Genomic DNA, 26,166 nt, shown 5'->3' with positions numbered 1-26,166 from the left:
CTAAGCACTGTCGCTTGCGACAACCTACATCTTCGTGCAAGTGTGCATCATCGGCACATAGCACCTTTTATGTATAGGAAATTCTATCGAAATTCCCTATTACATAAAAAAACAACAGCTGTCTTTTATAAATAATGCAGACATAAAATGTCATTTGCACTCCTTATAATAAACATACTGTTGTCTTATAAATATTAATAACCCTGCAAAACCATCCTGATTATATTATTAATTACAACTTATAATAATCAACTGCTAGTCTTGCAATACATTGTAATCTGCTTAATCTCTTACAATCCATTTAGTTATCTACTGAACTCTTTAAATCCTCTGCAAGAAGATATATGTTATGTAATATATTCTTACAGTTCTTCATATTTTCAACTGTTGTGTCAGATACTTTTAGGCCTTCAGTTGAAGCAGCTGCTACCTCTTCTCCTGTTGCTGATAAATGTGAAATATTATCAGAAATAACAGAAGTTGAATCCAGTATCTTGTTAATGCTCTGCTCTGCAGAATGTATATTGTTCATAAGATTATCAACTGTTTTTCCTACGTCCTCAAAAGTCACTCTTGTATTATCAATAAGTTCATTCTGCTTATTAACTGACTCAACTGACGCTTTTATGCTCTCATTAGCTTTCTTCGTATCTTCATAAAGATTATTGATTATATCTGTTATGCTTGAAGATGCATTCTTAGTCTGTTCTGAGAGCTGTCTTATCTCTTCGGCTACTACTGCGAAACCCTTTCCGGCTTCTCCTGCTCTTGCTGCTTCTATTGAAGCATTTAATGCAAGAAGGTTAGTCTGGCTTGAAATCTCTACGATAGAACCAATAAATCCCTGTACATCATCAACCTTTTCTGTAAGACTGTTAATCACATCTACGATTATATTGCTTGCATCATGTACATTCTGTGCCTGTTCCTTAAGTTCAACTACTATAGCCTTACTATCATTAACAGTCTCATCTGTTCTGTGTGAAGCCTCAACCATCTCGCTTATCTCTTTTTCAGCAATATCAGTGTTTTCTTGAATCTCTGCACACATAGTGGCCTGTCTTTGTATAGCTTCTGCTGTGCTTTCTGTGCTTTCTGCTATATCTTTCATTGAATTGTGGTTTATATCTATGCTCTTTTCTAACTCATCAAGCATATCCATAGCCTGTCCGAAATGTCTGGTTATATTATCAGCTACAGCAACCATCTTCTCGTTATTCTCTTTCTGTATAACTGCTGCTGCCTCTATCTTATTCATATTCTCTGCAAAAAACTGCTTAAGCAGCTTTGTTACACTAAGAGATATACATGTAACAATAACCAATACTAATATAGCAAGAACCCTGCTTGCCATAGCCACTCCATTATACATATTATAATCCATAATAAGTCTTATGACATTACCAGCTATCGCAACGCCATCAGCCCACAATATTAGTTTTTCATTAAGATATACCATCGAAGCCATAATCAAAGGAAGTACATATGTCCATACACCATCAGTTGAATTAAGCAGTATAAGAACAACATATCCAAATGCCATTGATACCGCAATCGTTAATTCACACACTCTGGTCTTCTTCCTTAAAATATAAGCAGCTACTGATACAATAATTACAGCAAGTGCCACAACAAACTGTATTAAAATCTTTCCTTTGTTATGTCCGTCACCCACTCCTAATGCTGCCATCAGGGTCAGCGCAATATAACCAAATACTATGATAACTGTAAATAAAACAGTCCTGTTTGCCCTTATATACTGATTCTCTGTCATAATTTTTCTCCAGTCTTTTGTTATAGTTTTGCAAAGATTTATAAAAAAAGTATATACCCATGATTATTCAAATGCAATATTTTTGCTAAAAAAAAGCTGATAAAGCCATTATTTTCATCCAGATTTCACAAAGTATTGTCTAAAAATATAGTTAAAAAAAGCATTTGAAAATATCCATTAAATACTTTCAAATGCTCTTAAAATATTATTCCTGTTCTGACTCTGTAATTCTGATAGATAAGTCTTCAAGCTGTTTTGCATCTACTACATCTGGTGCATTAGTAAGAAGGCAGGAAGCATCCTTTACCTTAGGAAATGCAATAACATCTCTTATTGAATCTCTCTTAGCCATAAGCATAACAAGTCTGTCAAGACCATATGCAAGACCAGCGTGTGGTGGTACTCCGTACTTGAACGCATCAAGTAAGAAACCAAACTTCTCATTAGCAACTTCATCTGTAAGACCAAGTGCCTTAAACATTCTTGACTGTACATCAGCCTGATGGATTCTTACTGAACCACCACCTATCTCTGTACCGTTAAGTACAATATCATAAGCCTTGGCACGTACTGAACCTGGGTCTGACTCAAGCTTATCAAGATCCTCATCCATAGGCATAGTAAATGGATGATGCATAGCTACGAATCTCTCTTCTTCATCTGACCACTCAAACTGTGGGAATTCTGTTACCCAGAGGAACTTATAATCATTCTTATCAAGAAGTCCCATCTGTCCAGCAAGTTCAACTCTTAATGCTCCAAGTACATTCCATACAATCTTATTGCGGTCAGCAGCAAATAAAAGAAGGTCACCCGGCTTACCTTCCATAGCCTCAACAAGTGCGTTCATCTCATCCTCAGTCATAAACTTAGAGAATGAAGACTTAAGTGAACCATCTTCGTGAATAGCTATATAAGCAAGACCCTTTGCACCATATCCCTTTGCAAAGTCGACAAGTGCATCAATCTTCTTACGAGGCATACTTCCCTGTCCATTGGCATTAATACCTCTTACAGTTCCACCATTCTCGATAGCCCCTGTAAATACGCCGAAACCACAGTTCTTTACTATGTCTGTAACATTCTTAAGTTCCATACCAAATCTTAAATCTGGCTTATCAGAACCAAATCTATCCATAGCTTCCTGCCATGTCATACGCTGGATTGGAAGCTGTACATCAATATCTAATACCTCTTTGAAAAGATATGCTAAAAGTCTTTCATTAACATCAATTACATCATCAACGTCAACAAATGACAATTCCATATCTATCTGAGTGAATTCCGGCTGTCTGTCAGCTCTTAAATCTTCATCTCTGAAACATCTTGCAATCTGCATATATCTGTCATATCCAGAGCACATAAGCATCTGCTTAAAGAGCTGTGGTGACTGTGGAAGTGCATAGAATTTTCCTGGATGAACCCTGCTTGGCACAAGATAATCTCTTGCTCCTTCCGGAGTTGACTTAGTAAGCATAGGTGTCTCTATTTCAAGGAAACCTTCATTAGCAAGAAATGCTCTTGTAAGAGTGGCAACCTTGCTTCTCATAATGATATTAGACTGAATATCAGGACGTCTAAGATCAAGGCATCTATATTTAAGTCTTATATCTTCTTTAGTATTAATATTATCCTCAATTGGAAATGGAGGTGTCTCTGACTCAGAAAGTATTCTTAATGATTCAGCCGCAATCTCAATATCACCGGTCTTAAGATTGTCATTAACTGCTCCACTTCTCTTAATAACCTTACCTACTACAGCTATTACGAATTCATTTCTTAATGTATATGCCTTGTCAAATCCTTCTTTGCCGATAATATTCTCATCAAAAAGAATCTGTAAAAGACCGCTTCTGTCTCTTAAATCCACAAATATAAGTGAACCAAGATTACGTCTTTTAGCAACCCAGCCCATAACTGTAACTGTACTGCCAATATCTGCACTTGAAACTTCTGTGCATCTGTGTGTTCTCTTTAAGCCAACCATTGACTCTGCCATAGTTAATTACCTCATTCTTCTTAGCTGTATTAACAGCCTGTTTTATTTGCCCTAAGGCATAATTAGGTTACTCCTAATCCTGACTGATTTTTAGTATATCACTTATATCCAAATCATCAATATCTAATCTGCTATTATTAATCAATTCTATAGTCGAATCTTCGTGAATAAGCCTCTGGAATAAAAGGAATACTCTGATATCCATATTCTTAATCTCATCTATCATAATTGTAACAGCAGTGTCTATATCAAATGCTTTCCTATATGGTCTGTCTGATATAAGTGCCGCAAATTCATCTGCAACCTTTAATATTCTTGCTCCTAATGGTATCTGCTCACCAACAAGCCCATTAGGATATCCGCTTCCATCAAAACATTCATGATGTGAAAGAACGACATCCATTATATTATCTGAATAATCGTATTTTTTCAATAGATCATGGCTTATCTTTGAGTGCATACTCATATACTGCTTCTCATCTTCCGGAAGTGCCTCATCGGTTCTTCCATACAGATATTCTGAAAGCTTTAACTTTCCAACATCGTGAACCATCGCAGCAATCTTTAATTCGTATGCCTCATCTTTAGACAAACCACACATCTGTGCAAGCTCATATGTCAGATTGGCAACAAGCACTCCGTGCTTAATTCCACTTTTAAAATCATTAATCATATAATCAATGAGTTCATTATTGTTATTCTTCATAATTCTACCATATCAATATACTTAATGCTGAATCAATTCCATTCAGACAATATTATATTATATTTTTATGTGAAAGAAATGTCAATGTCCTTATCGGCTATATTTAAAGAGAAACCTTGTATACACGTTTATTTAAGCTTTGCAAAATGTTCTTTAGCAAATTCCATATCCTGAACCGCCTCAAGAGTTCCAACATAATTTCCCTGCTTGTCCCTTACCGCAATATATTTAACAAGCATAGTCCTTCCTTGTTTATCCATCCAGACAGATACTTCATCAAGTGTTCCTATCCTGAATTCTTCTATAATTCTTCTGACCTTTGCCTCAATCTTTGGTGGGTGGCACGAGAATACCTCCCTGTCAATTGCCATAACAGGTCTTTTAAATACCTTTGACCCTTCATTAAAATATCTGTTGATATTATCTTCATCAACAAATGTTATCTCCATTGGTATTGCATTAAGCAGTGCCTCAAGCTGCGAAAGTGTCATATGTCCGCCTGCCATATATAACTCATTCTGAACATCTTCTTTCTTATCAGATTGTTCTGACACTTCAGGTTTATACACATTTTCTACTTCTTCTGCTTTCTCCCATCTGTCTGATACTGTATCAAGGCACACGGCATAATCTTTGGAATCGTGATATATTCCAATCCACTCAGCTTCCGTAAAATTAGCGGCACAGTTAGGATACAATATATTATCTTCCTTATATATCATCTCCTCTGCCCTCTTTATAACATTTTCTATTCTTTCAATTAATTTACCGTCCAGACTTTTACCATTATTGTTATCCGCACTGTTATTATTGTCTGCTTTGCTACTGTTATTACCGTCCATGTAATTTAACTGCTTTGCTATGTCTGACAGCTCATCTCTTATCTCATCATCAACTGTCCACATAACCGCCGAAGGTCCGCTGATTTTATATCGTACATTAAGCACCGGATATAACAAATCCCCTTTCTTGGCATAATGAATAGATAACTCCCTGAGCTTATATATCTTCTCTTTCAGTGCCTTTATATCAATATGTCCGCTTGTAATATTTTCTTTAATATCATCAATAACCTGCTGGATTGCCTTATTTTCTTTCACAAAAGTATTTAATGGGTGGCCGCTTATCATAGCCAGTTTATTAAAAATGCTTTCTCTGTCTTTACGCATATCTGCAATGGCACTCTTAGTCATACCTTTCATTGTGTCATCATAGTACTTTTTCATCTCTGATATTTCATTTTCCGCCTTGGCTATTCTTTCTTCCTTAGTCGCACCGTGAAATAATGCTGAGTGAACATCACACAACTTTGAAACCTCTGATATAGGTGTTCCCTCTGCTATCAACGCCTGCTCCGCTTCCATAATCTCTATTGGATTGACATCATTGAATTCCTTAACAAAATCTTTCTTAACATTCTCAAGACTTTCACCATCACCAAGTCTTTTAAGATAGCCTTTAATCTGTTCTGTCCTGTTCATATAATTCCTCCATTATTTTTATTATATTTTTCAATCTATCTGCTGGTAATTTATCAGCTTTATATATAAGCTGGCTGTTATGCTTATATGTGCATCATATTATAATCTGCTTTATTATCTTGTAAGCTTACAGTCACTCTTACCTGTATATCTTGTAAGACCACAATTACACTTATCTGTATGTGGATTATTAGTATGTCTGGATTGTAACATCTTCATTCCGCATTAATATGTTGTATTTACAACACTTTCAAGGTTAATATTCATATCTTAATTGTTTTGCTTGTTAATAATCCTGCTTTTATAATATAATACTTAGGACGATTAACGATTGTGGGGTGAATATTTTATGAAATATGATGTAATAATTATAGGTGCTGGTCCGGGCGGAATATTCTCTGCTTATGAGCTTATGAAGAAAGCTCCTGATTTAAAGGTTGCCGTATTTGAGGAAGGTAATACTTTAGAGAAGAGAAAATGTCCAATTGACGGAAAGAATATCAAATCCTGTATCAAATGCCCAACCTGTGCCATTATGAATGGCTTTGGCGGTGCCGGAGCATTTTCTGATGGCAAATACAACATTACTAATGACTTTGGTGGTACTCTTTACGAATATATCGGCAAGGAAGAAGCTATTGGCCTTATGAAATATGTTGATACCATCAATACTTCCCACGGCGGTGAGGATACGCATATGTACTCAACTGCCGGTACTAAATTCAAGACTTTATGTATGCAGAACAAATTAAAGCTTCTTGATGCTTCTGTAAGACATCTTGGAACTGATATTAATTATATTGTCCTTGAAAATATGTACAATGAAATGAAGGAGCATATTGATTTCTACTTTAATACTCCTGTTACTAATATTGAAATAATCGATAATAATTACCGCATATATTACAAAGATACCTATATGGACTGCAACAAATGTATTGTGTCAGTTGGAAGAAGCGGAAGCAAATGGATTGAAAAAGTCTGTCAGGACTTAGATATTCCAACCAAATCAAACCGTGTTGATATCGGCGTAAGAGTTGAACTTCCTGCTGTTATATTTGCACATCTTACAGATGAATTATACGAAAGTAAGATTGTATACAGGACTGAAAAGTTTGAGGATTTAGTCCGCACCTTCTGTATGAATCCTAATGGTATCGTTGTTAATGAGAATACTAACGGCATTGTAACTGTTAATGGACACAGCTATGAAGGCAGTGATAAACAGACTGAAAATACTAACTTTGCCCTGCTTGTTGCAAAGCACTTTTCTGAACCTTTCAAGGACAGCAACGGATATGGTGAAAGTATTGCACGTCTTTCCAATATGCTTGGCGGCGGTGTAATTGTCCAGAGATTCGGTGACCTTATACGAGGCAGACGAAGCACAGATAAAAGAATTGAAGAAGGACTTGTAAGACCTACTCTTTCTGCTACTCCAGGCGATTTAAGCCTTGTTCTACCTAAGCGTATACTTGATGGAATAATAGAGATGATTTACGCTCTTGATAAGATTGCTCCGGGTACTGCCAATGACGACACTCTTTTATATGGTGTTGAGGTCAAATTCTACAATATGGAAGTTGAGATTGATAACAACCTTGAAACCAAGTACAAAGGTCTTTACATAATCGGTGACGGAAGCGGCGTTACACATTCATTATCACACGCTTCTGCAAGTGGTGTATATGTTGCAAGACGAATAATTGATGAGGAAGAATAATTCCATATTAAAATAATTCTCAATAATTAATATTAAGAATAGGTCAATATATTTTAATAAATAAGCTCTAAACATTTCACAAGTAAAGATTAGAACAATAAACCATTTATATATAATAATATTTGAAGCTGATAAAATCTCCCTGTAACTTATATCTTTCCTAAGCCTTTGCTTCCGGATATAAGTTACAGGGAGATTTATTCTTAATAATCTATCTAGTTCGATGATTAAAATCTACCATAATATCTATTAGTATCTATTTTATTAAGTTAATAATCTACTCAAGTCTTATTTAACTTCTACAAGCTCAATCTTAAAGTTAAGTTCTTTTCCTGCCATCTCGTGGTTAGCATCAAATGTTATGTCATTATCTGTTAAGGCTGTTACCTTAGCTGGAAATGGCTGTCCATATACATTCTGAAGATATACCATATCATCAACCTTAAGTTCTTCCGAACCTGCAAGCTCGCTGATTGGAACTGTGATAATTGCATCTGGGTCTTTCTCTCCATAAGCTTCTTCTGGCATTAAATGTACATCTATTATATCTCCTACATTCATATCAGCTACAGCCTTATCAAAGCCAAGTATCATCATACCTGCACCACAGGTGAATTCAAGAGGTTCTCCTCTGTCATAAGATGAATCGAACTGTGTTCCATCGTTAAATGTTCCTTTATAGTGTACTCTGCACACCCTGCCTACATTAGCTCCATCAAATAAAGGTGCTCCTCCACCACAACCCGAACAACCGCCACAACCTGATGTTTCATTACTTCCACAGCCGCAGCTTCCGTCATCTGTGTCACTTCCACAACCACAGCCACAGCCACAGCTTTCATTTTCTGTATCAGCAGCTCCACAGTTCTGTTCTTCTTCGTGTAAATGATGACTGCAATTAACACCCTCTGATATTAATTCTCCATTAAGGTATGCCTCTAGTGCTTCATCTGCATTGCCTGATACACCTGAATATACTTCTATGCCTGCTTCTCCTAATGCATTGGCAGCACCACCACCGATACCACCACATATAACAGCATTAATATCAAGACCTGCAAGAAGTCCTGCCATAGCTGAATGTCCAGAGCCTTCACTCTCTATAACTTCTTCTTTAACAATGTTCTGTCCATCTGTTTCATAAATCTTAAATTGTCTTGAATGTCCGAAATGCTCAAAAACATTTCCATTCTCGTAAGCAACTGCTATCTTCATATTATCCTCATTTCTATATTTTTTATAATAAGCGTATATCCTGATTTCAGGACACTATATTCCTTTAAATATAATTTAATTCTATCTATCCTAAGGAATTTATTACCAAATAATAATTCATTTCAAATTGTTATTTCAATAACTATTATTTCTAGAAATTATTTTCCTCAAAGAATTTCTTCTTTCGATCAATCATTTCATCAATTCTTTGAATATAATTACGAACGTCTTTTACATTTTCTATTCTCTCAATTCTGACTGAATGATTATCATCTGCTTCATTATGAAATACTACCTTGCTGGAAGCTCCTGCACCACAGGCAATTATTGTCTGCTTTTCCTCCATAATAAGAATGTTATATATACATTCAAGTCCCACAACTGAGTAACCGACATTCTCAAAATTACCTGCCATATTCTTCTGACGATACATATAATAAGGCTCCATTGACAGTCTTTTGGCTGTGTCCTCTGTCATTCTTATTATCTCATCTGTATTCTTGGTAGATAACTGCTTATACTTATCTCTCCATATATTAAGTTCCGCCGCTCTCTTTATTGCAAGAGAATGTACTGTAAGGCTCTCAGGCTTCATCGCCTCAATCTCTGATAATGTATGAGCCACCTCATCAACATCTTCACCAACAAGGCCAAGAATAATATCCATATTAATATTATTAAAACCTTCTTCCCTTGCCATAGAATACACACTTTTAATCTGCTCTACAGTGTGCTTTCTTCCTATAAGGTCAAGTGTCTGCTGGTTCATCGTCTGCGGATTAATAGATATTCTTCCAACATTATGTGCCTTTAACACCTTTAACTTATCCCTTGTTATGCTGTCTGGACGTCCTGCTTCAACTGTAAATTCATGACAGCCGTCAATATCAAAAAGCTCCTCTAAAGCCGTTATGAGCCTGTCAAGCTGTGCCGCACCAAGTGTTGTTGGTGTTCCACCGCCAAAATACACCGTATCAAGTCTTCTGCCTTTCATCGTCCTGGCTACAAAGGTCATCTCCTTAATAAGTGCATCAAGGTAATCGTCCACATAATTCTTATACGCATCAAGTGCATATGATGAAAATGAGCAGTACAGGCATATACTTGGACAAAATGGTATTCCAATATATAAACTGTAACCATTCTTATAATCTATCTTATTAAGAATGTCCATTTCTTTCTTTGCTACATTTATTGCAAGGCTGGCTTTCTTCTCACTCGCCTTATGCTTATTCACAAAATGCTTCTTTATAGTCTGCTCGTCTTCGCCATCTTCAAGCATAACATATGCAATCTTGCTTGGGCGCACTCCTGTAAGATAACCCCAAGGCAGTGTCTTTCCTGTCATCTGGCTGAGCCTGTCATATAAATATGACTTGAATTTATCGTGCATTTCGCTCTTGTTAAGTCCTGTCATATCAGGTACTGTTATATCAATCACTTTATCAGCTTCTGTGGCAACTGTATCCTGCTTATATGCCTTTACCTCCATTCTTGGGTAAAATGAACGCACAAGAACTATTGCATCATCATAAAATGTATCGTTATCAATTTTAATATATATCATATTGTCCATCTTTCTTATGCACCTATAAACGGGTTATGAACCCTCTCATATCCTATGCTTGTTCCCTCGCCGTGTCCTGTATACACTTTGGTATCATCTGGAAGTACCATTAACTTGTCCTTAATTGAATGCACAATGTCGCTCATACTTCCACCAGGGAAATCTGTTCTTCCAACTGACTCACAGAAAAGTGTATCACCTGAGAATAACACGCCGATTGACTCAATATAATAGCACGTTCCACCCTCCGTATGTCCCGGTGTATGGATTGCCTTAATATCAAAGCCTGCAAGATTAAGTACATCACCATCATTGTGCCATATATCAGCCTTCACAGACAGGTTCATTCCATAAGCCTCACCAAGATTAATATGAGGTGTACTTAATGTATTCTTCTCCTCTGCTGAGGCATACACCTTGACATTATATTTATCCCTCACTTCATCTGCTGCCATAATATGGTCAAAATGTCCGTGTGTTAAAAGTATTCCCTTTAACGTACAGCCAGACTGCTCTATCATCTCACTTATCTTTCCAGCATTATCCGCAGGGTCTATAAGCACACATTCTTTAGTGTCTGTATTACAAAGCAGGTAGCAGTTCGTTCCTACCATTCCTAATACTCTTACATCTATTTTATACATTATAATCTCCAATCCCTGTGTCAAAAATGCTGCCGCACGAAGCAATATATAAAATATCTTAACTTCGCACGACAGCGGTTATAAATATCAGCCTGTAGCTCTCTCTATATCTGTCACTCCGTCAATCTTTCTTAAATTGTCAATTAATCTGTTAAGCTCTTCCTTACCAGATACAACAAATCCAAGATTGATTGTTGCAAGCTGTTTCTTATTAACACGGCTGTTCATAAATCTTACATCTATATTGGCTTCCGTAAACAGACGTGAAATATCAACAATAAGTCCTTTTCTATTGCCTGCATATATATTAATCTCTGCACTGTACTTCTCATCTTTATTCTCTGTCTGCTCCCACTCAGCTTCAATAAGCCTTGCTCTTTCATTAGCTGGGAAATTAAGAATATTAACACAATCTGTTCTGTGAATTGATATTCCTCTTCCTCTTGTAACAAACCCAACAATCTCATCACCCGGCACTGGATTACAGCACTTAGAGAAACGGACAGCAACATCATGTATTCCTTTTACAACAATACCGCCTTTGCCCTTCTTCTCCTTTTCTTTTTCCTTGCTCTCACTTGCCACAATGCTGTCAAGTACCTGCTTGTCAGTTATCTCAGCCTTCTTGGTCTTCTGATATTCCTCATTAAGCTTATTGACAATCTGACCTTCTTTTAATGCACCATGTCCTACTGCCGCAAGAACAGCATTCCAGTCTTTGTAACCATATTTTCTTAGTGCTTTCTCAACAAACTCAGGCTTATTAATCTCAGAAAGAACAATTCCCTTACTCTTACAGTAATTAGATATAAGTTCCTTGCCCTTTATAATATTGTCTTCTTTAAGCTCCTGCTTAAACCACTGGTTAATCTTGTTACGGGCCTGTGTTGACTTAACCATTGAAAGCCAGTCACGGCTTGGTCCTTTGGAATTCTGTGATGTTATAATCTCAATTCTGTCACCATTCTTAATCTCATAATCAATATTAACAAGCTTGCCATTGACCCTTGCACCAACCATCTTGTTACCTACAGCACTATGTATGCTGTATGCAAAATCTATTGGATTAGAACCTGCTGGAAGTGTCTTAACATCACCTGTAGGAGTGAAACAGTACACTGAATCAGAAAAAAGGTTAAGGTCATTCTTAATTGATGATAAGAACTCCTTGTTATCAGACATATCTCTCTGCCATTCAAGAATCTGTCTTAGCCAGCTAAGCTTAGCTTCCTCACTCTTATCAGATTCTCCTGTCTTGCCTTCTTTATACTTCCAGTGGGCAGCAATACCATATTCAGCAATTCTGTGCATTTCATAAGTTCTTATCTGTACCTCGAATGGCTGTCCGTTAGAAGCAATAAGTGTTGTATGAAGCGACTGGTACATATTAGGCTTAGGCATTGCTATATAATCTTTAAAACGTCCCGGTATTGGCTTATACATTTCGTGAATAACACCAAGTGCCGCATAACAATCCTTGACTGTATCAACCTTTATACGAACGGCAAATATATCATATATCTGGTCAAGTGTCTTATTCTGGTTAACCATCTTTCTATATATTGAGAAGAAATGCTTAACTCTTCCGTCTATCTCAGCTTCAATTCCAGCATTGCTAATGTGCATGCCTACTTCTTTGATAATGCTCTTTATAAATGCCTCCCTGCCCGGTCTGTTAATATCAACCTGCTTTACAAGGTCATTATAAGTATCCGGCATAAGATACTTCATTGATAAATCATCAAGCTCTACCTTAATCTTGGATATACCTAACCTATGGGCAATAGGTGCATATATATCCATAGTTTCTCTTGACTTTTCTACCTGCTTGGCTGGTGACTGGTACTGCATTGTACGCATATTATGAAGCCTGTCGGCAAGCTTTATCATAATAACTCGTATATCCTTTGCCATTGCAAGGAACATTTTTCTTAAGTTCTCAGCCTGAACCTCAATCTTATCGTGCTGGTAATTAAGCTGTGTGAGCTTTGTTACACCATCTACCAAAAGTGCTACTTCATCGCCAAATTCCCTAGCAACATCTTCACTTGTCATAACTGTATCTTCCACAACATCGTGCAAAAGACCTGCAATAATAGATTCCTTATCAAGTTCAAGCTCTGCTAATATAATGGCAACACACAGTGGGTGAATAATATATGGCTCTCCAGACTTTCTAAACTGTCCTTCGTGTGCCTCCTTAGCCACTTTATATGCTCTCTCTATATCAGATAAATCTGATGAAGGATGATACTGCCTGATTGTTTCTATAAGCTTATTATAAAGCACTTCAGGACTTGTAAAATCTGCTGGAGTATCAACCGACTTGTCCACCTGACTTGTCTTGATATTGGTATTGCCTGCTAATTCTATATTATTCTCTGGCATATAATCTCTCCCTACACTTCTGAATATAGTTTTTCCATAAATTCTCTTGTTGCTACTGCATTTTCTGGTACAGTATTCTCAAGTGTACAATGAACATATGGCTTATGTTCCTTAATCTTCTTAAGAAGAAGCGGATAATTAAGTCCGCCTGTTCCCGCCGCTATTGACTTAAGCTCATCACCTTCAACTACATAATCTTTGCAGTGGACAACTGCTATATCCTTTAATAATAAATCAAATGCCTGATTAATTATCTCATCCTGCTTATCTATATTACCCACATATAAAAGGTTGACTGGATCAAATATAATCTGAAGATTAGGTGAGTCTATCGCATCAAGAACCTTTCTTGCTCTCTCAACTGTATTAACAATATGCTTCCATACCGGTTCAATCGCAACTATAACGCCGAACTGCTCTGCATATTTAACTATTGGTCTTAAATTATCTATAAAGCACTGTAAAGCTTCCTCTGAATGGTTAGCTGGCTCATACTTGTACTCCTCATTGACAGCACCTGTCTCTGTACCAACTACGCCACAGCCAAGTATACTTGCAAATCTTATATGTGCCTTATATTTCTCAACTATATCCTTGTGCTTCTCCTCATTAGGATTGCAAAGGTTAAGGTAACAGCCAAGTACTGCTATATCAACCTTATTCTCTGCACATAATTCTTTAATATACATTGCAAGACCTGGTGTCATAGTCTCTACTCCAGGCTTGAACTCCTTAATAGACTTGCTTAATGCTATGTGCATACAATGAAATCCCTGATTATGTATATTAGGAATAAGTTCATTAAGTGGTGCATATGCCACATCGTGTGCTCTTATACCGATTCTCATAATTAACCTCCTTAGGCTGTTACTCTGTGTTATGATTATTTAACCCAAACAGCCATATCAGTATATTCTTTCTGATATGGCTGTCTGTTTCCGGTGTGCTGTGCGACCCAGTAAAATGACATCTTTCATTACTGAAATGCCATCTTATGCCTCTTACACATACATCATAATATTTATTTTAACACATTATTGTCAGAATGTCATATTATTTTCACTAATTGCATTATAATAAGTTGCAAGTGGTATGAAACTCTGTGCAAATCCTTTTCCTGAATTACCCTGACATATTACCGCATCATCTATAATAGTCTTGACTCCTACTGCTCCCTTAGGCACTTCATTCACAGCACCCCTGAACGTATTAATTCCATATTCAAGATACTGTTTATTACCTGTAAGCTCATAGGCTATTGCAAGTGCTTCAAGAAGCAGGGTATTATTGCCATTTCTTGCAAGACTTGGAAGCTCCTTATAATAGAACAAACCATTATCCATATAACAGTTCTCTGTCAGGTCATCAACTGCCCTTAATATCATCTGCCTGATATCTTCTCTTGGGAATATTCTGTAATATCTCATAACGCTTCCTACCGCTATTGATATCATAAAGCCTACTCTTATGGCTGTATTATCTGTGTAAGGTGATAACCAGTCGCCATATTCTTCTTCCCACTTCTTAAAATTATCAATTATCCAGTCACATTTTACTAGCCATTTATTATCATTAGTCTCTACATAAAGGGCTGTAAGTGTTCTTAGTGCCCATCCGGTTTCCCTTGCATTGGCTTCACCCGGCACCTGATACATAGGCGTTTCAAGAAGTTTTAATACATTTTCTCCTATTCCAATGGCTGTATCATAGCCTCTCTTATCACCTGTAAAATGGTAATAATCAAGCAGACCCTCGACCCACTCGTGAGAGCATACCATAACACCATTCTTACAATGTCCTGCCGTGTGCTCCCACTGTCCGCCAATTCTAAGAGGATTACTGCTGTAATGGCACACATCTATATCCATCCAATGCTTTGCTGACACAATCAGATAATCCATAAATCTTCTGACACCAGTTCTTGCATACATAAGTGCACACGCATGTGGATAATCGTATTCATTATTGCTCCAAACAGGCTTTCCACCGCCACGTCCCTGAACAGTGTAGCCCTGATCTACCGTGTCGCCCCAGTTAAGCATACCATAGCACCTTGAATGTCCGTCTGCTTTTGCCATAAGTGATATCTCAAAATCATCATTATACTTTACAGGGAACACATCAATCATAACCCCTGCCCTCTTAAACACTTCCGGTGCTATATATGGTCTGTCTGGCATCTGGTATATAAGACTTCTGTTGTCTATCTCCCACAGCTTCATAGCTGGACTATGAAAATGTATCATAAACTGCTGTTCTTTTGCCATTCCTGACTGCATAGTAATCTCCCCGACATTCTCAGGAACAAGCATAACAGCCACACCTTCACTGCACGACTTCACTGCCTTAGGATAATTCTGCTGTGCCTGATGAACCGTAACACTAAAACCATCTTCACCATCAGTATAATCAGCCATAAATGTTCCATAAAATACCTCTGCAAAATGCTCATTAGCCTCTTTCACAAGATATTTATCATCAATTACCTCATTGACCTCCTCGCCATTCTTACCAATTATAAAGCTTGTCTTATAATTAGAAGTTGCAACGACGGTTCTTATATTATTGACATCAGCCTTCTTTTCAAGCATATCAAGCTCTGTTGTACCCCTTGTTACAAATACAGGACCATCATTATGCGAATTATCTGTACGGATATCACCACAGCCTGTTGAATCGTTACCTGCTGCAATTTTAAGTGGCTTTAATTGCTCTGTAATTACGCTATCTTCTGATTTCTTAATATAAAATACAAGCGACTTTATCTTTAACTCATCATCTGATGTATTAATAATTCTGTATGTAATATTAACCCATGGCTTTCCGGCATAACCAGTGACTTTAATAACTGCCTTAATATTTTTGTTCTCAATATTCCCTACTGCGATATTACTGCACTCAGCTTCTACGCTTGCAATAACTGGTCCGGCCTCAACAACCTTCCACTCTCCAATCTTAAGCTTATAAGCATTGCCATCTTTATCCTTAAGATATGGACCTTCAAAATTCTTATCTGTATATACTTTCCTGTAATCATTAAGCTGCCTGAATATTGAACTGCTGTTGTTGGCAACCTCATATTCCAGACTGCCGCATTTTATTAAAAAGCCATTATTAACCGGTGTTACACTGACGGTGCCATCTTGCTTAGCACACTCTGATTGTCCGTCTGCTATAAGATTAGCTAACTCCTGTTTAGTAGTTGTCAATACTGCCTTTGCCGACTTATTAGCTGGTAAATCTGCCATAAAATCAACAAAAAGATACTTTATACTACCGTCATCATACTCTGCCGTAACCTTTGGCTGGATAATACATTTTCTCTTATTCTGAACTATGCTTATATTATCCGTATTATATAGTTCCCCTTTAGCAAATGGAACTGCTATGCTAACACATTCATTAATTCTTGGATATCTGTATAACTTGTCAAAAAATATATCAACCATATAAAGCCTCATTTCTGTTATGCATTTTACATATGTAGTGTCTGCTATACTATTTCTATTACGTTATGCGTTAAATCTTTAACTATTGTTATTATAATATTAATTGCCACTTCTAACCACTGTTATATTTGTCCAATTTATGATATTATACATATTAATTTACATATAAGGCACATAATCAGGAGGAATATTTTGAACTACGCTGAAATTAAATATAACGACATCGCCAATGGTCCTGGAGTACGTACAAGCATTTTTGTAAGCGGATGTACACACCACTGCAAAGGCTGCTTTAATGAAATTGCGTGGGATTTTAACTATGGTACACCTTTTACTGATGCAACCATATCTGATATCATTAATTCAATGAAGCCAGATTATATTGCTGGTCTTACACTGCTTGGCGGCGAACCATTTGAACCAGCCAATCAAAGGGGACTTATTCCGCTTCTAAAGGCTGTAAAGGAAAACTATCCGGCCAAGGATATATGGTGCTTTACCGGTTACCTTTTTGATGAGGATATTATGGATAAAATGTATGACAAATATCCTGAAACCAGAGAAATGCTTTCATATATTGACGTATGCGTAGATGGCAGATTTGTTGAAGAATTAAAAGATATGATGCTTAAATTCAAGGGTTCATCAAACCAGCGCACAATACTTGTACAGCAGTCCTTAAAAGAAGGCACTGTAGTTACTGCTGAAGAATATCAATAATATTAAGGAGAATAATTATCAATGAAACAGACAGTTAAATTTAAAAAGCTTACACCAAATGCAATAGTTCCAACTTATGGCACAGAATTCTCTGCCGGTGCAGACCTCTATTCCGGAATGACTGAACCAGTGATAATCAACGCTGGTACTACAGAATTCATCAAGACAGGGATTGCTATGGAAATCCCAGAAGGCCTTGTTGGTCTTGTATACGCACGAAGCGGTATGGCGTGCAAAAAAGGTCTTGCCCCAGCCAATAAGGTCGGCGTTATTGACTCTGATTACCGCGGCGAGCTTATGGTTGCATTACACAACCATTCACAATCCCCTGTAACCGTTGAACCTGGCGACAGAATTGCACAGCTTGTACTCACACCTTATATTACTGCTGAATTCGTTGAGGCTGAGGAATTAAGTGATACAGTGCGAGGTGATGGAGGATTTGGGTCTACTGGGACTAAATAATATTCAGCATATTACTGTCATTACATACAATAGCAGCTTCTACCGAAGCTGCTATTGTATATTTATATTAAATTAATTTCGTGTTATTTTAATCAGGCATTTCTAATTAGATTATTGACATTATATAATCTATCCCTCTTATATGCCAGCAGGGTTAACAAAAGCCATCCTGCCATTTTCAACTTGATAATATTCCCCCTTTTCTTCATCATAAGCTAATAGCAACAGTTTTCCACCCTTATAAACCGATCCGTCAATATAATAATGACTCTCTCCGTCATAATAAACATCGTGATAACTCCGATTAGCAGCAAGATCTCTGCTGCAGGTTCCAACATGCCCTGCTATTATGGTTTTATAAAACTTACCTTTCGTTGCCGGAAACTTGCCAAGAAGAGTATTATCAGATGCTCCCCACATCCAGTACTCTCCTGCTTCTTCATCTACTCCTGCATGAACAAATATCTGACTTTTTGTTTCAAAATATAAAGGCATCTGCTGAATCCACCAAATCAGCTTTTCATGATTTGAAAGAATCATCTGAACTGTTTCTCTGCTAATTGTTTCCATGGAACATGTTCTTGCTATCTGATTTAAGAAATCCATCTGTTGCTCCGATATAAATGTATTTATGGTATTTGCTCCATACTCAAAATCCGTGCAAATCCAATCATTGAAAGTCCTGCAATCTTCTGTTCCATCTGAATATATGTTTCTGTAATTCTCAATCCAATCCAAAAACATTTGCTCATGGTTACCCTTAAGAACCACAACTTTTTCTGCACCATATTTTTTCTGCAAATCCCAAAGATACTTCAAAACATAATACGAACTGTCGCCGTAATCAATATAGTCTCCACAAAATACAATGCGATTATCACCACCAAGATCAACCTGTTCCATATTCTTTTGAAGCTCTCCTATGCATCCATGAATATCACTCATAGCATATATCATATATCAATGACCTCCATTTCATTTGACATTAAACAATACTATTCTTCATATTCCGTCAAAGGCCAGCAGCCTCCATTAGTAATACGATAATAACTATCCGTATCGGTATCAACCATTAATACTGGGATAACACCTGTTGACAACACATCTCCATCTATGTATATGTGATTTTCGCCATCATAATATATGTCATTAAACGTTGAATCTCCCGATATCTCAGATGTATAGACATGACCTGCTACCACTTTCATATCCAGACCTTCTATCCTGCCTGTTTCAGCGGGATATTTCGAGGTGTATATATCATCAGATGTCTCCCATTCCCACATATCACCAACAGTTTCATCAATTCCGGCATGCACAAATATAGTATTGCCTTCTGTGTAATATCTTGGCAGGCTGCTCAACCAGCTTATGTATAAATCATCTGCATTTTCATTATCATACCATTGCATGCCTCCATACATCGAATCTATGGTACTTTCGCCGCTTATTACCATATCTTCATGATTCCCCATGAGTGCCATGACCTTATCATTGCCGTATTGTTCCTGCAAATGCATTATCTTATCAAGCACTCCTCTACCATAATCACCACCATGCACATAATCGCCTAGCAATAAAAGCATTGTGTCATCTTCATCAAGATGACAGATTACATTTTCCAGAGCAGCCTCAAATGACTCAAGGCACGCATGTATATCACTCATGCAATATATTTTCATGTACATTCCTCCATAAATTCTCAGTCTTTATCATTCTCACTGGAATAAAATTCTTCACCTGTGTCCAGACATATTGCCGCAAGCCTTCCACCCGGCAGATATGCGCCACAGTCAATATCAATGTGATTATTCTTTATGTTATTTATTAAGTATTTCCTTCAATGTGCGTGGTTCATAATTCATATAAGGCATCATACAGCCTACATTGTAAGCCCTTGCTATATCATAACACTTCTCTGACCGCATAAGCATTTCCATATTCAGCTTGCGTAAACATTCCTGATAGAATTCATTTTCATAAGTATTATGAGTATGTCCATACAAATGTATTGTCCCCCTGTGCTGTCCATTCCACATAAGTATAGGATAATGGCTTAATACAAGCTTGTATGCATCTTGGTCTACATAGTCAGTAATTTCCTTATAATCATATATCTCTTCAAAAATATTCTTATACCTCATATCAGAAACATCATCATGATTCCCTTTAATAAGAACTTTCCTGCCCTTTAACTGTGCAACTAAGGCTATCAGCTCCTCGTTTGTACCCCGCATAGCAATATCTCCAAGAATATAAACCGTATCACCATTTGTAATCTTACTGTTCCATTTTTCTTTCATATACTGGTGCATTTCAGCTAATGAATTAAATGGACGGTTATCAAAATTATTGCCTTCCTTTGTCACATTTTTATGGAAGAAATGCATATCACTAATATAGTATTTCATTCGTGTTCCTCCTTTTTTCAATCCTGTACCTGTCTTAATATAGACTCTGCTGCCTTCTTTAATTCTTTATTCAATTCCTTATCCTTATTATCAACAATTGAAGCTATATCATAATGATGACACAGCCAGTATGCCATTCCCTTACATGACGCATTTACACGGATATCAACTGTTGTATCCATTTCTTTCAAAACATTTATCTCATATGAAAAATCATCTATCAGTCTTGAAAAATACTCCCTGTCTATCCTGACAATATAAGGTCTTAATTCACCGCCCATCATGTAAGGGTGATTCAGAATATATACTGCTCTCTCTAACGGTATATTAAGGTTATCAAAGCCTATTCCATCACTTTTCCTCTGTTCCTTTACTCTTAATCTGGTCATAAGGTCAACACTGTATGTATATACTTTCCTGCTGTCCCTGTATCTTACCAGACAGAAATATCTTCCATTATTGAGCATAAGTCTTATAGGAATCACCGTTCTTCTTCCTTGAAAATGCAGATAAACATTTTTATTCTTAACATCATATACATTCCAGTCAAATTCTATGTAATTGTTATTTTTAATGGCATCAATTATAAGCTGGCAGTTTGCCAGAACATCTGTATTCTGTGCATATCTGGTCCGCCCGAAAGAAGCATTTGCATAAGGTGTTATATTTTTCAGATTCTTCCCTGATAAAGTCTGAATCCGCCCGGCTAAATCCATTGCTCTTTCATTATTAAAAATGTTACTGTACAATACAGAATCAATAAGGAATTTAAACTCTACATCGGTTATAATGTTGTTATAATAATAATCTGTCTTGCGGCGTTCATTGTCATATGTCCTGTATCTGATTACCTTCTGTTCATCAGGCAGATTAAGTTCTGAGTCCGTCAAATCCTTTAATGCTTTCCTGACCTGTTTATCTGTAATGCTTTTATCATAATCCTTATGCATATAAGTAACGATATCAGTAACATTCAGCGTTATTGCGGCCTCTTTGGAACTGTGTTCTTTTAATATATTAAGCACATTATACTCAACACTCATGTTTCACCTTTAATTATTCTTTCTTCTTTCAACATCTTCTTTGTATAATTTTTGTACATCTTTATAAAAAAGCGCCGCTGATTCCTGAAAATGTTTTAACTCCTCTTGTGATTTCATTTCTTTATCATATCTGTTTATCGTATCTGATTGTTTTAATTCCATCTGACACCCTCCATTTTCTTATAATTACATTTTCATTAATAATTCCTGTATTTCCTTTTTTGTTCTATCTTTTTCTAATGCTGTATACACGCTCATTCTCATATCCGAAATAGCACATGCCTGTTCTCTGTCAAAATAATAATGTTCCATCAGCATCTCCTGAAAACAAGCTTTATCCTTTGCACTATCCACCAGATACATAATCTGGTTATGATGTTCCTGCGCCCACATAACGGCAGACAAAATGTGGATTCGTTGTTTTATTTTTTCTTTGTGTGTAGCTGTATTATAATCTGATAAATACTGTTTATCGTATGTTTCCACAAGATAATCAATGTAATGTTTCCTTGCATCACTTTCTGGAAGCTGGATTCTCTCAATATATATTGGATTAACATGCGAGTGTGAAAATTCTCCAAGATAATCATATCCTCTGAATATGACATCAACACATATCTGTATATCACTGTAATCACCCTTTTTGACTTTAAGTTTCTCATACTCTTCATCTGTAAGCCCAAGTATTACTCCGATATTCCCTTCATGTTTCCCATCAACAACTCTTACTATATCCCCATGTCTGAAATTATGTGGAATATCAAATTTTCTATAAAAGCATTTCATACCCGATTCGTGCCAGCAATTCTCCGAATCCGGTATTTCATCAATTGCCTTATTTAAATCCGTTATCAATTCTTTATCTGATATGGTTTCTTTCAACTCTTGCACTGCCTGTTTTTTCTCTGAATTTTTTAAGCACTCATGATTAATTATTATTTCTGCCTGTTCCACATCCGAAAATGTAACACTCTTGTCTTTAAGAAACTCTCTTTCATCTTTAGATGGTACAAATCTGTCTATAAAATTTTCTATCATCAGACACCTCCCAATATTATCCTGCTCAAATCTTGGCATATTCCTTCATACACCGTTTAGCTGTTTCCTCAGTATTGCGCTCTCCTTTGTAAAAACAATAATCACTAAGCGCTTCCATGGCTCTCCTATAAGCTGCATCTTCCTCTTTGTTCTCCATATGTGGCGGCAATTCCATCTGAAGATGCAATGGATTACAATGCATATGATCCCAATACTCCGACTTTATTGGATATAAAACCACAGCCTGAATATCTGAATAATCAACTTCCCATTTTCTGTCTTTAATCTCTTGAAGATAATCATTCCAGTCATCTTCTCCAGATGAAAGTATTCCATATGTTCCATCTACTATATCCTTCACCGGAGTACCTGCTGACTTATAACAAAATGGGATTTCAAAAAATGCATCTTCAAATCTTTCCGGTCTGAACGGATTTACTATGTCTACTTCACCTTTTGACAATTTATTTTCATACTCTATTCTTTCAATGAGCTGCTTCTTAAGTACAATATCTTTAGTAGTGTCTCTTAATAAAGCCAATGCCTCCAGCTTCTGCCGTCTGCTTTTCATGGGGTCATTCCAGACAAGAGTTGCTGTCTGAAAATCTGTGAAGTTATAATTTTGTTCTTCTAAAAACGCCCTGTAGTCATCTGACATAGTTATATCAATCATCTATATTTCTCCTAGTTTGCTCACTAAAATCAATTATTTTTATTTTACCTTCATATTCTCTACAGCTATATGCATTATTTCATTATAGTATTTTACACCAGCTTTTTGAATCCAATATCTGCATGCTACATTCTCAGACATATCCGCAATTTTTCCAGAAAATATTTTTTCTGTATTTTTTTCGACCAAAACTTGTGTATTATCATCCCAATTCTCTAAAAATTCAAGCAAATTCATCACAATGACTCCTCCCCTTACAATGAATACTTTTCATTCAACGCCTTTATCTTACTTTTAATATCTTCCCGCAGACTTTCCGGCTCAAGAACCTCGACCAGTTCACTGTATTGCAATGCCCAGTGTGCCATGCCATAAGGTGAACACTCCACCCTGACGATATCATCATAAGGCGGCTTCGTTTCTGTTCTTATGTATGTGAATGAATCTCCGAACCAGTCATGTAAAAATGTATATCCTGGGCGGACTCTCTTTTTCGGATTGTCTTCACATTTTTCACTCTTAATTCTTAGTGTTACTAAAACCGGCTTATCAAAAGACATATTAAGATGTTTCAACTGAAAATCTTCTGACCATTTTTCTGGAAGATTGGCAACATTTTTCTTTGGAATACGTGGTATTCCCTTAATATGAAGCCTGTCATTCCTTCCCGGAATCTCTATATCTATCATAAGGTCAATCCGCCATATAGACATATTGGGCTTGTAACCTTCATACTCTTTAGCCGCCAGCAGATAGTATTTTCCACCACTCGCAACAATATAGTAAGGGCTAAGCTCGTCCGACTCTTCCCTGACCGGCTCCAGCTTTTTCTCATAAGAATAGCCATTGAATCTGAATTGTATTCTCACATTATCATCAATTGCTTTCTGTATAATGGCAAGATTGTCTTTCAGCAGCTCCCTATCTGCAAGCTCCGGCTCCTGAACCTTACATATATGTCTCGGCGTTCTCTTATAAAATGCCGTAGTCATATTGTCCTCAACCTTCCTGACAAGCTCCTGCGCCGACTTGGAATCCAGTGTCCTTGTTGCCATAATACCCTCAATAATTGAATCAACCTCCTTCTCAGAAAATGTTCTGTTATAGTAAAGGTTCTTTATGCGCATTACATTTGCAATATAAGAATCATCTTCATCAGAATCATCCCGTTCATATCGTTCCTTATCACCATAAAACTTTTTGAAATCATCAAAATACAGCCGCCACTCAGCTTCTGGCTTATAATCACTTCCTCCATCTTCCAGATTCATAATATTTGCCATATCTTTTAAAAGTCTGTTAATAGTCTCCTTATCACCAATATACGCATTTATATTTTCATCTTTCCTCATTTTAGCAATACTGGTAGGGTGTCTTCTGTCTGTATTCTTTCTCAGATAATCCCACACCTTATACATACGCTCAAAACGGGTTGGTTTCTGAATCTTTCTCTTTGCCATATATCACCTCGTGTTAATCATAATATATTGTATTCTCTATTATAATAACATTTTGGTCGGTTTTTTCCACCATTTATCAGAATTTATTAATCAATATAAAATTCTTTCATATCATTTAACCTTATTGCTCCCAGTGTCCCCTCTTTACCATAACATTTATAACCAGCTCCACAATCTATGCGTATAGTCCGTCCTGAAGGAGATACCCATATTTTCCTGTTATCAGTTGCAGTATGCCCCACAACCGATATAAACTGCTCATGTTCCTCCATACCCCTGATAAACTGCTCATAATGTCCGTCTCCCATATATATCTTTCTTTTATCAAACATACGCTCAGGCGTAAGAAATGTCTGTGCATGTGCTATCTGATATTTCCTGCCATTAATGGTCAGATTAATATAATATGGCTTTTCCTGTATCCATTCAGCAAGTCTTAGCATATCAACAGGTGTCAGCCGCTTCTCCATAATAGACACCGCATTATAAGAAATATATTCTCCAGATTTTCTATGTCCGAATTGTTCAATAATCTGCCTTGCAACCCAGACATCATGATTGCCCTGTATAACCTGTATATTGGGATATTTTAATATTTCAAAATACAGCTCAACTGGCTTATCTCCACGGTCAAATATATCTCCATCAATAATCAGCAAATCATTCTCATTAAACTGTATCTTCTTTAACAGCCTTTTAAATCCATCTGCATAATTATGAATATCCGAAACCACATATACATTTCTATTATCATCTATTGTAATATCCATAAATATATGTCCACCTCTTTTTCACATTTACCTGCTATGTTCAAATGTATTTTTTCTATGTTTAGTTCCGTCTTGGTTTGTCTGAAAGCACCAGCACCATTCTTTTCTTAAGATGAGTGTCATATTTTAATTCTTTATATGTTTCTTCTAAATCAGGGTTATTCTCCATTCCTATGCCATACACATACATACTGTCATATTTTTCTGAAATGTTTTTTCTATACTCATATGATTCACCTGACCAGTCCAGCTTATTGACAATATTAAACCATCTGCCAATCTGTAAATAAGGCTTTAAATCTTTAAATGTCAGACTATCACAAATGTTTCTTTCAATATCCCGTGGCTTATCAGATAATACTATCTCTATCGCCGGCTGCATTGTAAGATTGCTCATAGATATACTTACCTCACCGTTTGGTTCTTCTGGTTCTGAATAGATATCCTTCGAAAACTCAACAACAATCATTCCTACTCCATAAACATATAACTCATCATATTCCAAAGACGGAATATCAGATATCAACAGATAATTATGATAATCCCCATCTTCAAAGCAGATTGATAACCTTGTGTTTCTTGCCAGAAATCTTCTTATCTCTTTAAATTTAATTGCCATTGTGATTCTCCTTATCTATAG

At 36.6% G+C, this 26,166-nt stretch carries 24 protein-coding genes; 3 read left to right on the top strand and 21 right to left on the bottom strand.

The genetic code is table 11. From position 1 onward, the window contains the following. Positions 1–301: 301 nt before the first annotated feature. The 4 genes from BM157_RS04645 to BM157_RS04630 form a co-directional block, all read right to left on the bottom strand. Complete coding sequence (locus BM157_RS04645; RefSeq protein WP_090140102.1) at positions 302–1,774, bottom strand: methyl-accepting chemotaxis protein; 1,473 nt, start codon at positions 1,772–1,774, stop codon at positions 302–304. Positions 1,775–1,979: 205 nt separating this feature from the next. Beyond that, positions 1,980–3,773 carry an aspartate--tRNA ligase gene (gene aspS / locus BM157_RS04640; protein WP_055176069.1) on the bottom strand — a complete coding sequence of 598 codons (1,794 nt, stop codon included), beginning with the start codon at positions 3,771–3,773 and terminating at the stop codon, positions 1,980–1,982. 73 nt (positions 3,774–3,846) lie between these two features. Then, the gene (locus BM157_RS04635) at positions 3,847–4,479 is read right to left on the bottom strand and encodes an HD-GYP domain-containing protein (RefSeq protein WP_055176072.1); all 633 of its coding nucleotides are present in this window, start codon (positions 4,477–4,479) and stop codon (positions 3,847–3,849) included. Positions 4,480–4,607: 128 nt separating this feature from the next. Then, entirely contained in the window at positions 4,608–5,960 is a 1,353-nt protein-coding gene (locus tag BM157_RS04630) for a DUF438 domain-containing protein (RefSeq protein ID WP_055176075.1), read from the bottom strand. A gap of 349 nt (positions 5,961–6,309) precedes the next feature. Here BM157_RS04630 and BM157_RS04625 point away from each other — a divergent pair, with 349 nt between their 5' ends. Then, the gene (locus BM157_RS04625; RefSeq protein ID WP_055176078.1) at positions 6,310–7,683 is read left to right on the top strand and encodes an FAD-dependent protein; all 1,374 of its coding nucleotides are present in this window, start codon (positions 6,310–6,312) and stop codon (positions 7,681–7,683) included. A 288-nt stretch (positions 7,684–7,971) separates the two neighbouring features. Here BM157_RS04625 and BM157_RS04620 read toward each other — a convergent pair whose 3' ends face one another. The 6 genes from BM157_RS04620 to BM157_RS04595 all read right to left on the bottom strand — a co-directional run bounded on the left by BM157_RS04620 (position 7,972) and on the right by BM157_RS04595 (position 16,946). Next, complete coding sequence (locus tag BM157_RS04620) at positions 7,972–8,898, bottom strand: NifB/NifX family molybdenum-iron cluster-binding protein (protein ID WP_090140101.1); 927 nt, start codon at positions 8,896–8,898, stop codon at positions 7,972–7,974. 151 nt (positions 8,899–9,049) lie between these two features. Continuing rightward, entirely contained in the window at positions 9,050–10,465 is a 1,416-nt protein-coding gene (gene hemZ / locus BM157_RS04615) for a coproporphyrinogen dehydrogenase HemZ (RefSeq protein ID WP_090140131.1), read from the bottom strand. A 14-nt stretch (positions 10,466–10,479) separates the two neighbouring features. Beyond that, entirely contained in the window at positions 10,480–11,109 is a 630-nt protein-coding gene (locus BM157_RS04610; protein WP_090140099.1) for an MBL fold metallo-hydrolase, read from the bottom strand. Between the two features lie 87 nt (positions 11,110–11,196). Continuing rightward, the gene (locus BM157_RS04605; protein ID WP_055306711.1) at positions 11,197–13,497 is read right to left on the bottom strand and encodes a RelA/SpoT family protein; all 2,301 of its coding nucleotides are present in this window, start codon (positions 13,495–13,497) and stop codon (positions 11,197–11,199) included. A gap of 11 nt (positions 13,498–13,508) precedes the next feature. Further along, a complete protein-coding gene (locus BM157_RS04600) occupies positions 13,509–14,345 on the bottom strand; it encodes a sugar phosphate isomerase/epimerase family protein (protein ID WP_055306712.1) in 837 nt (278 codons plus the stop codon). A 192-nt stretch (positions 14,346–14,537) separates the two neighbouring features. Then, the gene (locus BM157_RS04595; protein WP_090140097.1) at positions 14,538–16,946 is read right to left on the bottom strand and encodes an RIFT barrel domain-containing protein; all 2,409 of its coding nucleotides are present in this window, start codon (positions 16,944–16,946) and stop codon (positions 14,538–14,540) included. Positions 16,947–17,138: 192 nt separating this feature from the next. Here BM157_RS04595 and nrdG point away from each other — a divergent pair, with 192 nt between their 5' ends. Further along, positions 17,139–17,666: an anaerobic ribonucleoside-triphosphate reductase activating protein gene (gene nrdG / locus BM157_RS04590; protein ID WP_022502262.1), complete on the top strand. Its 528-nt coding sequence runs from the start codon at positions 17,139–17,141 to the stop codon at positions 17,664–17,666. 21 nt (positions 17,667–17,687) lie between these two features. Then, positions 17,688–18,131, top strand: a complete 444-nt coding sequence (gene dut, locus BM157_RS04585) for a dUTP diphosphatase (protein ID WP_022502263.1) — start codon at positions 17,688–17,690, stop codon at positions 18,129–18,131. A 138-nt stretch (positions 18,132–18,269) separates the two neighbouring features. Here the strand turns inward: dut and BM157_RS04580 are convergent, their stop codons facing one another. The 11 genes from BM157_RS04580 to BM157_RS04535 form a co-directional block, all read right to left on the bottom strand. Further along, the gene (locus tag BM157_RS04580; RefSeq protein WP_090140096.1) at positions 18,270–19,088 is read right to left on the bottom strand and encodes a metallophosphoesterase; all 819 of its coding nucleotides are present in this window, start codon (positions 19,086–19,088) and stop codon (positions 18,270–18,272) included. Positions 19,089–19,126: 38 nt separating this feature from the next. Continuing rightward, positions 19,127–19,813: a metallophosphoesterase gene (locus BM157_RS04575; RefSeq protein ID WP_090140094.1), complete on the bottom strand. Its 687-nt coding sequence runs from the start codon at positions 19,811–19,813 to the stop codon at positions 19,127–19,129. 138 nt (positions 19,814–19,951) lie between these two features. Further along, positions 19,952–20,542 carry a metallophosphoesterase gene (locus tag BM157_RS04570; protein ID WP_022502266.1) on the bottom strand — a complete coding sequence of 197 codons (591 nt, stop codon included), beginning with the start codon at positions 20,540–20,542 and terminating at the stop codon, positions 19,952–19,954. Positions 20,543–20,559: 17 nt separating this feature from the next. Next, positions 20,560–21,585 (bottom strand): WYL domain-containing protein, encoded by a 1,026-nt coding sequence (locus tag BM157_RS04565; protein ID WP_090140091.1) that lies wholly within the window; start codon positions 21,583–21,585, stop codon positions 20,560–20,562. A 9-nt stretch (positions 21,586–21,594) separates the two neighbouring features. Next, on the bottom strand, positions 21,595–21,747 hold the full coding sequence (locus BM157_RS12915) for a hypothetical protein (protein WP_022502268.1): 153 nt from the start codon (positions 21,745–21,747) through the stop codon (positions 21,595–21,597). 24 nt (positions 21,748–21,771) lie between these two features. Next, complete coding sequence (locus tag BM157_RS04560; RefSeq protein WP_022502269.1) at positions 21,772–22,623, bottom strand: KOW motif-containing protein; 852 nt, start codon at positions 22,621–22,623, stop codon at positions 21,772–21,774. Between the two features lie 25 nt (positions 22,624–22,648). Next, a complete protein-coding gene (locus tag BM157_RS04555; RefSeq protein ID WP_022502270.1) occupies positions 22,649–23,296 on the bottom strand; it encodes a hypothetical protein in 648 nt (215 codons plus the stop codon). 39 nt (positions 23,297–23,335) lie between these two features. Beyond that, a complete protein-coding gene (locus tag BM157_RS04550) occupies positions 23,336–23,533 on the bottom strand; it encodes a hypothetical protein (protein ID WP_022502271.1) in 198 nt (65 codons plus the stop codon). A 17-nt stretch (positions 23,534–23,550) separates the two neighbouring features. Next, a complete protein-coding gene (locus BM157_RS04545; RefSeq protein WP_090140089.1) occupies positions 23,551–24,756 on the bottom strand; it encodes a WYL domain-containing protein in 1,206 nt (401 codons plus the stop codon). A gap of 86 nt (positions 24,757–24,842) precedes the next feature. Further along, on the bottom strand, positions 24,843–25,526 hold the full coding sequence (locus BM157_RS04540) for a metallophosphoesterase (protein WP_090140087.1): 684 nt from the start codon (positions 25,524–25,526) through the stop codon (positions 24,843–24,845). Positions 25,527–25,587: 61 nt separating this feature from the next. After that, complete coding sequence (locus BM157_RS04535; RefSeq protein WP_090140085.1) at positions 25,588–26,145, bottom strand: hypothetical protein; 558 nt, start codon at positions 26,143–26,145, stop codon at positions 25,588–25,590. Between the last annotated feature and the right edge of the window lie 21 nt (positions 26,146–26,166).

The sequence above is a fragment of the [Lactobacillus] rogosae genome (genome assembly GCA_900112995.1).
In the GTDB taxonomy this organism is placed as follows: Bacteria; Bacillota; Clostridia; order Lachnospirales; family Lachnospiraceae; genus Lachnospira; species Lachnospira rogosae.
Note: the sequence above shows the minus strand (reverse complement) of the source record. Positions and strands in the feature narration are given on the sequence as shown.

Excerpts from the sequence above, each read along its gene's own strand:
- BM157_RS04645 (WP_090140102.1), bottom strand. The coding sequence starts at position 1,774 with ATGACAGAGAATCAGTATATAAGGGCAAACAGGACTGTTTTATTTACA.
- aspS (WP_055176069.1), bottom strand. The coding sequence starts at position 3,773 with ATGGCAGAGTCAATGGTTGGCTTAAAGAGAACACACAGATGCACAGAA.
- BM157_RS04635 (WP_055176072.1), bottom strand. The coding sequence starts at position 4,479 with ATGAAGAATAACAATAATGAACTCATTGATTATATGATTAATGATTTT.
- BM157_RS04630 (WP_055176075.1), bottom strand. The coding sequence starts at position 5,960 with ATGAACAGGACAGAACAGATTAAAGGCTATCTTAAAAGACTTGGTGAT.
- BM157_RS04625 (WP_055176078.1), top strand. The coding sequence starts at position 6,310 with ATGAAATATGATGTAATAATTATAGGTGCTGGTCCGGGCGGAATATTC.
- BM157_RS04620 (WP_090140101.1), bottom strand. The coding sequence starts at position 8,898 with ATGAAGATAGCAGTTGCTTACGAGAATGGAAATGTTTTTGAGCATTTC.
- hemZ (WP_090140131.1), bottom strand. The coding sequence starts at position 10,465 with ATGATATATATTAAAATTGATAACGATACATTTTATGATGATGCAATA.
- BM157_RS04610 (WP_090140099.1), bottom strand. The coding sequence starts at position 11,109 with ATGTATAAAATAGATGTAAGAGTATTAGGAATGGTAGGAACGAACTGC.
- BM157_RS04605 (WP_055306711.1), bottom strand. The coding sequence starts at position 13,497 with ATGCCAGAGAATAATATAGAATTAGCAGGCAATACCAATATCAAGACA.
- BM157_RS04600 (WP_055306712.1), bottom strand. The coding sequence starts at position 14,345 with ATGAGAATCGGTATAAGAGCACACGATGTGGCATATGCACCACTTAAT.
- BM157_RS04595 (WP_090140097.1), bottom strand. The coding sequence starts at position 16,946 with ATGGTTGATATATTTTTTGACAAGTTATACAGATATCCAAGAATTAAT.
- dut (WP_022502263.1), top strand. The coding sequence starts at position 17,688 with ATGAAACAGACAGTTAAATTTAAAAAGCTTACACCAAATGCAATAGTT.
- BM157_RS04580 (WP_090140096.1), bottom strand. The coding sequence starts at position 19,088 with ATGATATATGCTATGAGTGATATTCATGGATGCATAGGAGAGCTTCAA.
- BM157_RS04575 (WP_090140094.1), bottom strand. The coding sequence starts at position 19,813 with ATGAAAATATATTGCATGAGTGATATACATGCGTGCCTTGAGTCATTT.
- BM157_RS04570 (WP_022502266.1), bottom strand. The coding sequence starts at position 20,542 with ATGAAATACTATATTAGTGATATGCATTTCTTCCATAAAAATGTGACA.
- BM157_RS04565 (WP_090140091.1), bottom strand. The coding sequence starts at position 21,585 with ATGAGTGTTGAGTATAATGTGCTTAATATATTAAAAGAACACAGTTCC.
- BM157_RS12915 (WP_022502268.1), bottom strand. The coding sequence starts at position 21,747 with ATGGAATTAAAACAATCAGATACGATAAACAGATATGATAAAGAAATG.
- BM157_RS04560 (WP_022502269.1), bottom strand. The coding sequence starts at position 22,623 with ATGATAGAAAATTTTATAGACAGATTTGTACCATCTAAAGATGAAAGA.
- BM157_RS04555 (WP_022502270.1), bottom strand. The coding sequence starts at position 23,296 with ATGATTGATATAACTATGTCAGATGACTACAGGGCGTTTTTAGAAGAA.
- BM157_RS04550 (WP_022502271.1), bottom strand. The coding sequence starts at position 23,533 with ATGAATTTGCTTGAATTTTTAGAGAATTGGGATGATAATACACAAGTT.
- BM157_RS04545 (WP_090140089.1), bottom strand. The coding sequence starts at position 24,756 with ATGGCAAAGAGAAAGATTCAGAAACCAACCCGTTTTGAGCGTATGTAT.
- BM157_RS04540 (WP_090140087.1), bottom strand. The coding sequence starts at position 25,526 with ATGGATATTACAATAGATGATAATAGAAATGTATATGTGGTTTCGGAT.
- BM157_RS04535 (WP_090140085.1), bottom strand. The coding sequence starts at position 26,145 with ATGGCAATTAAATTTAAAGAGATAAGAAGATTTCTGGCAAGAAACACA.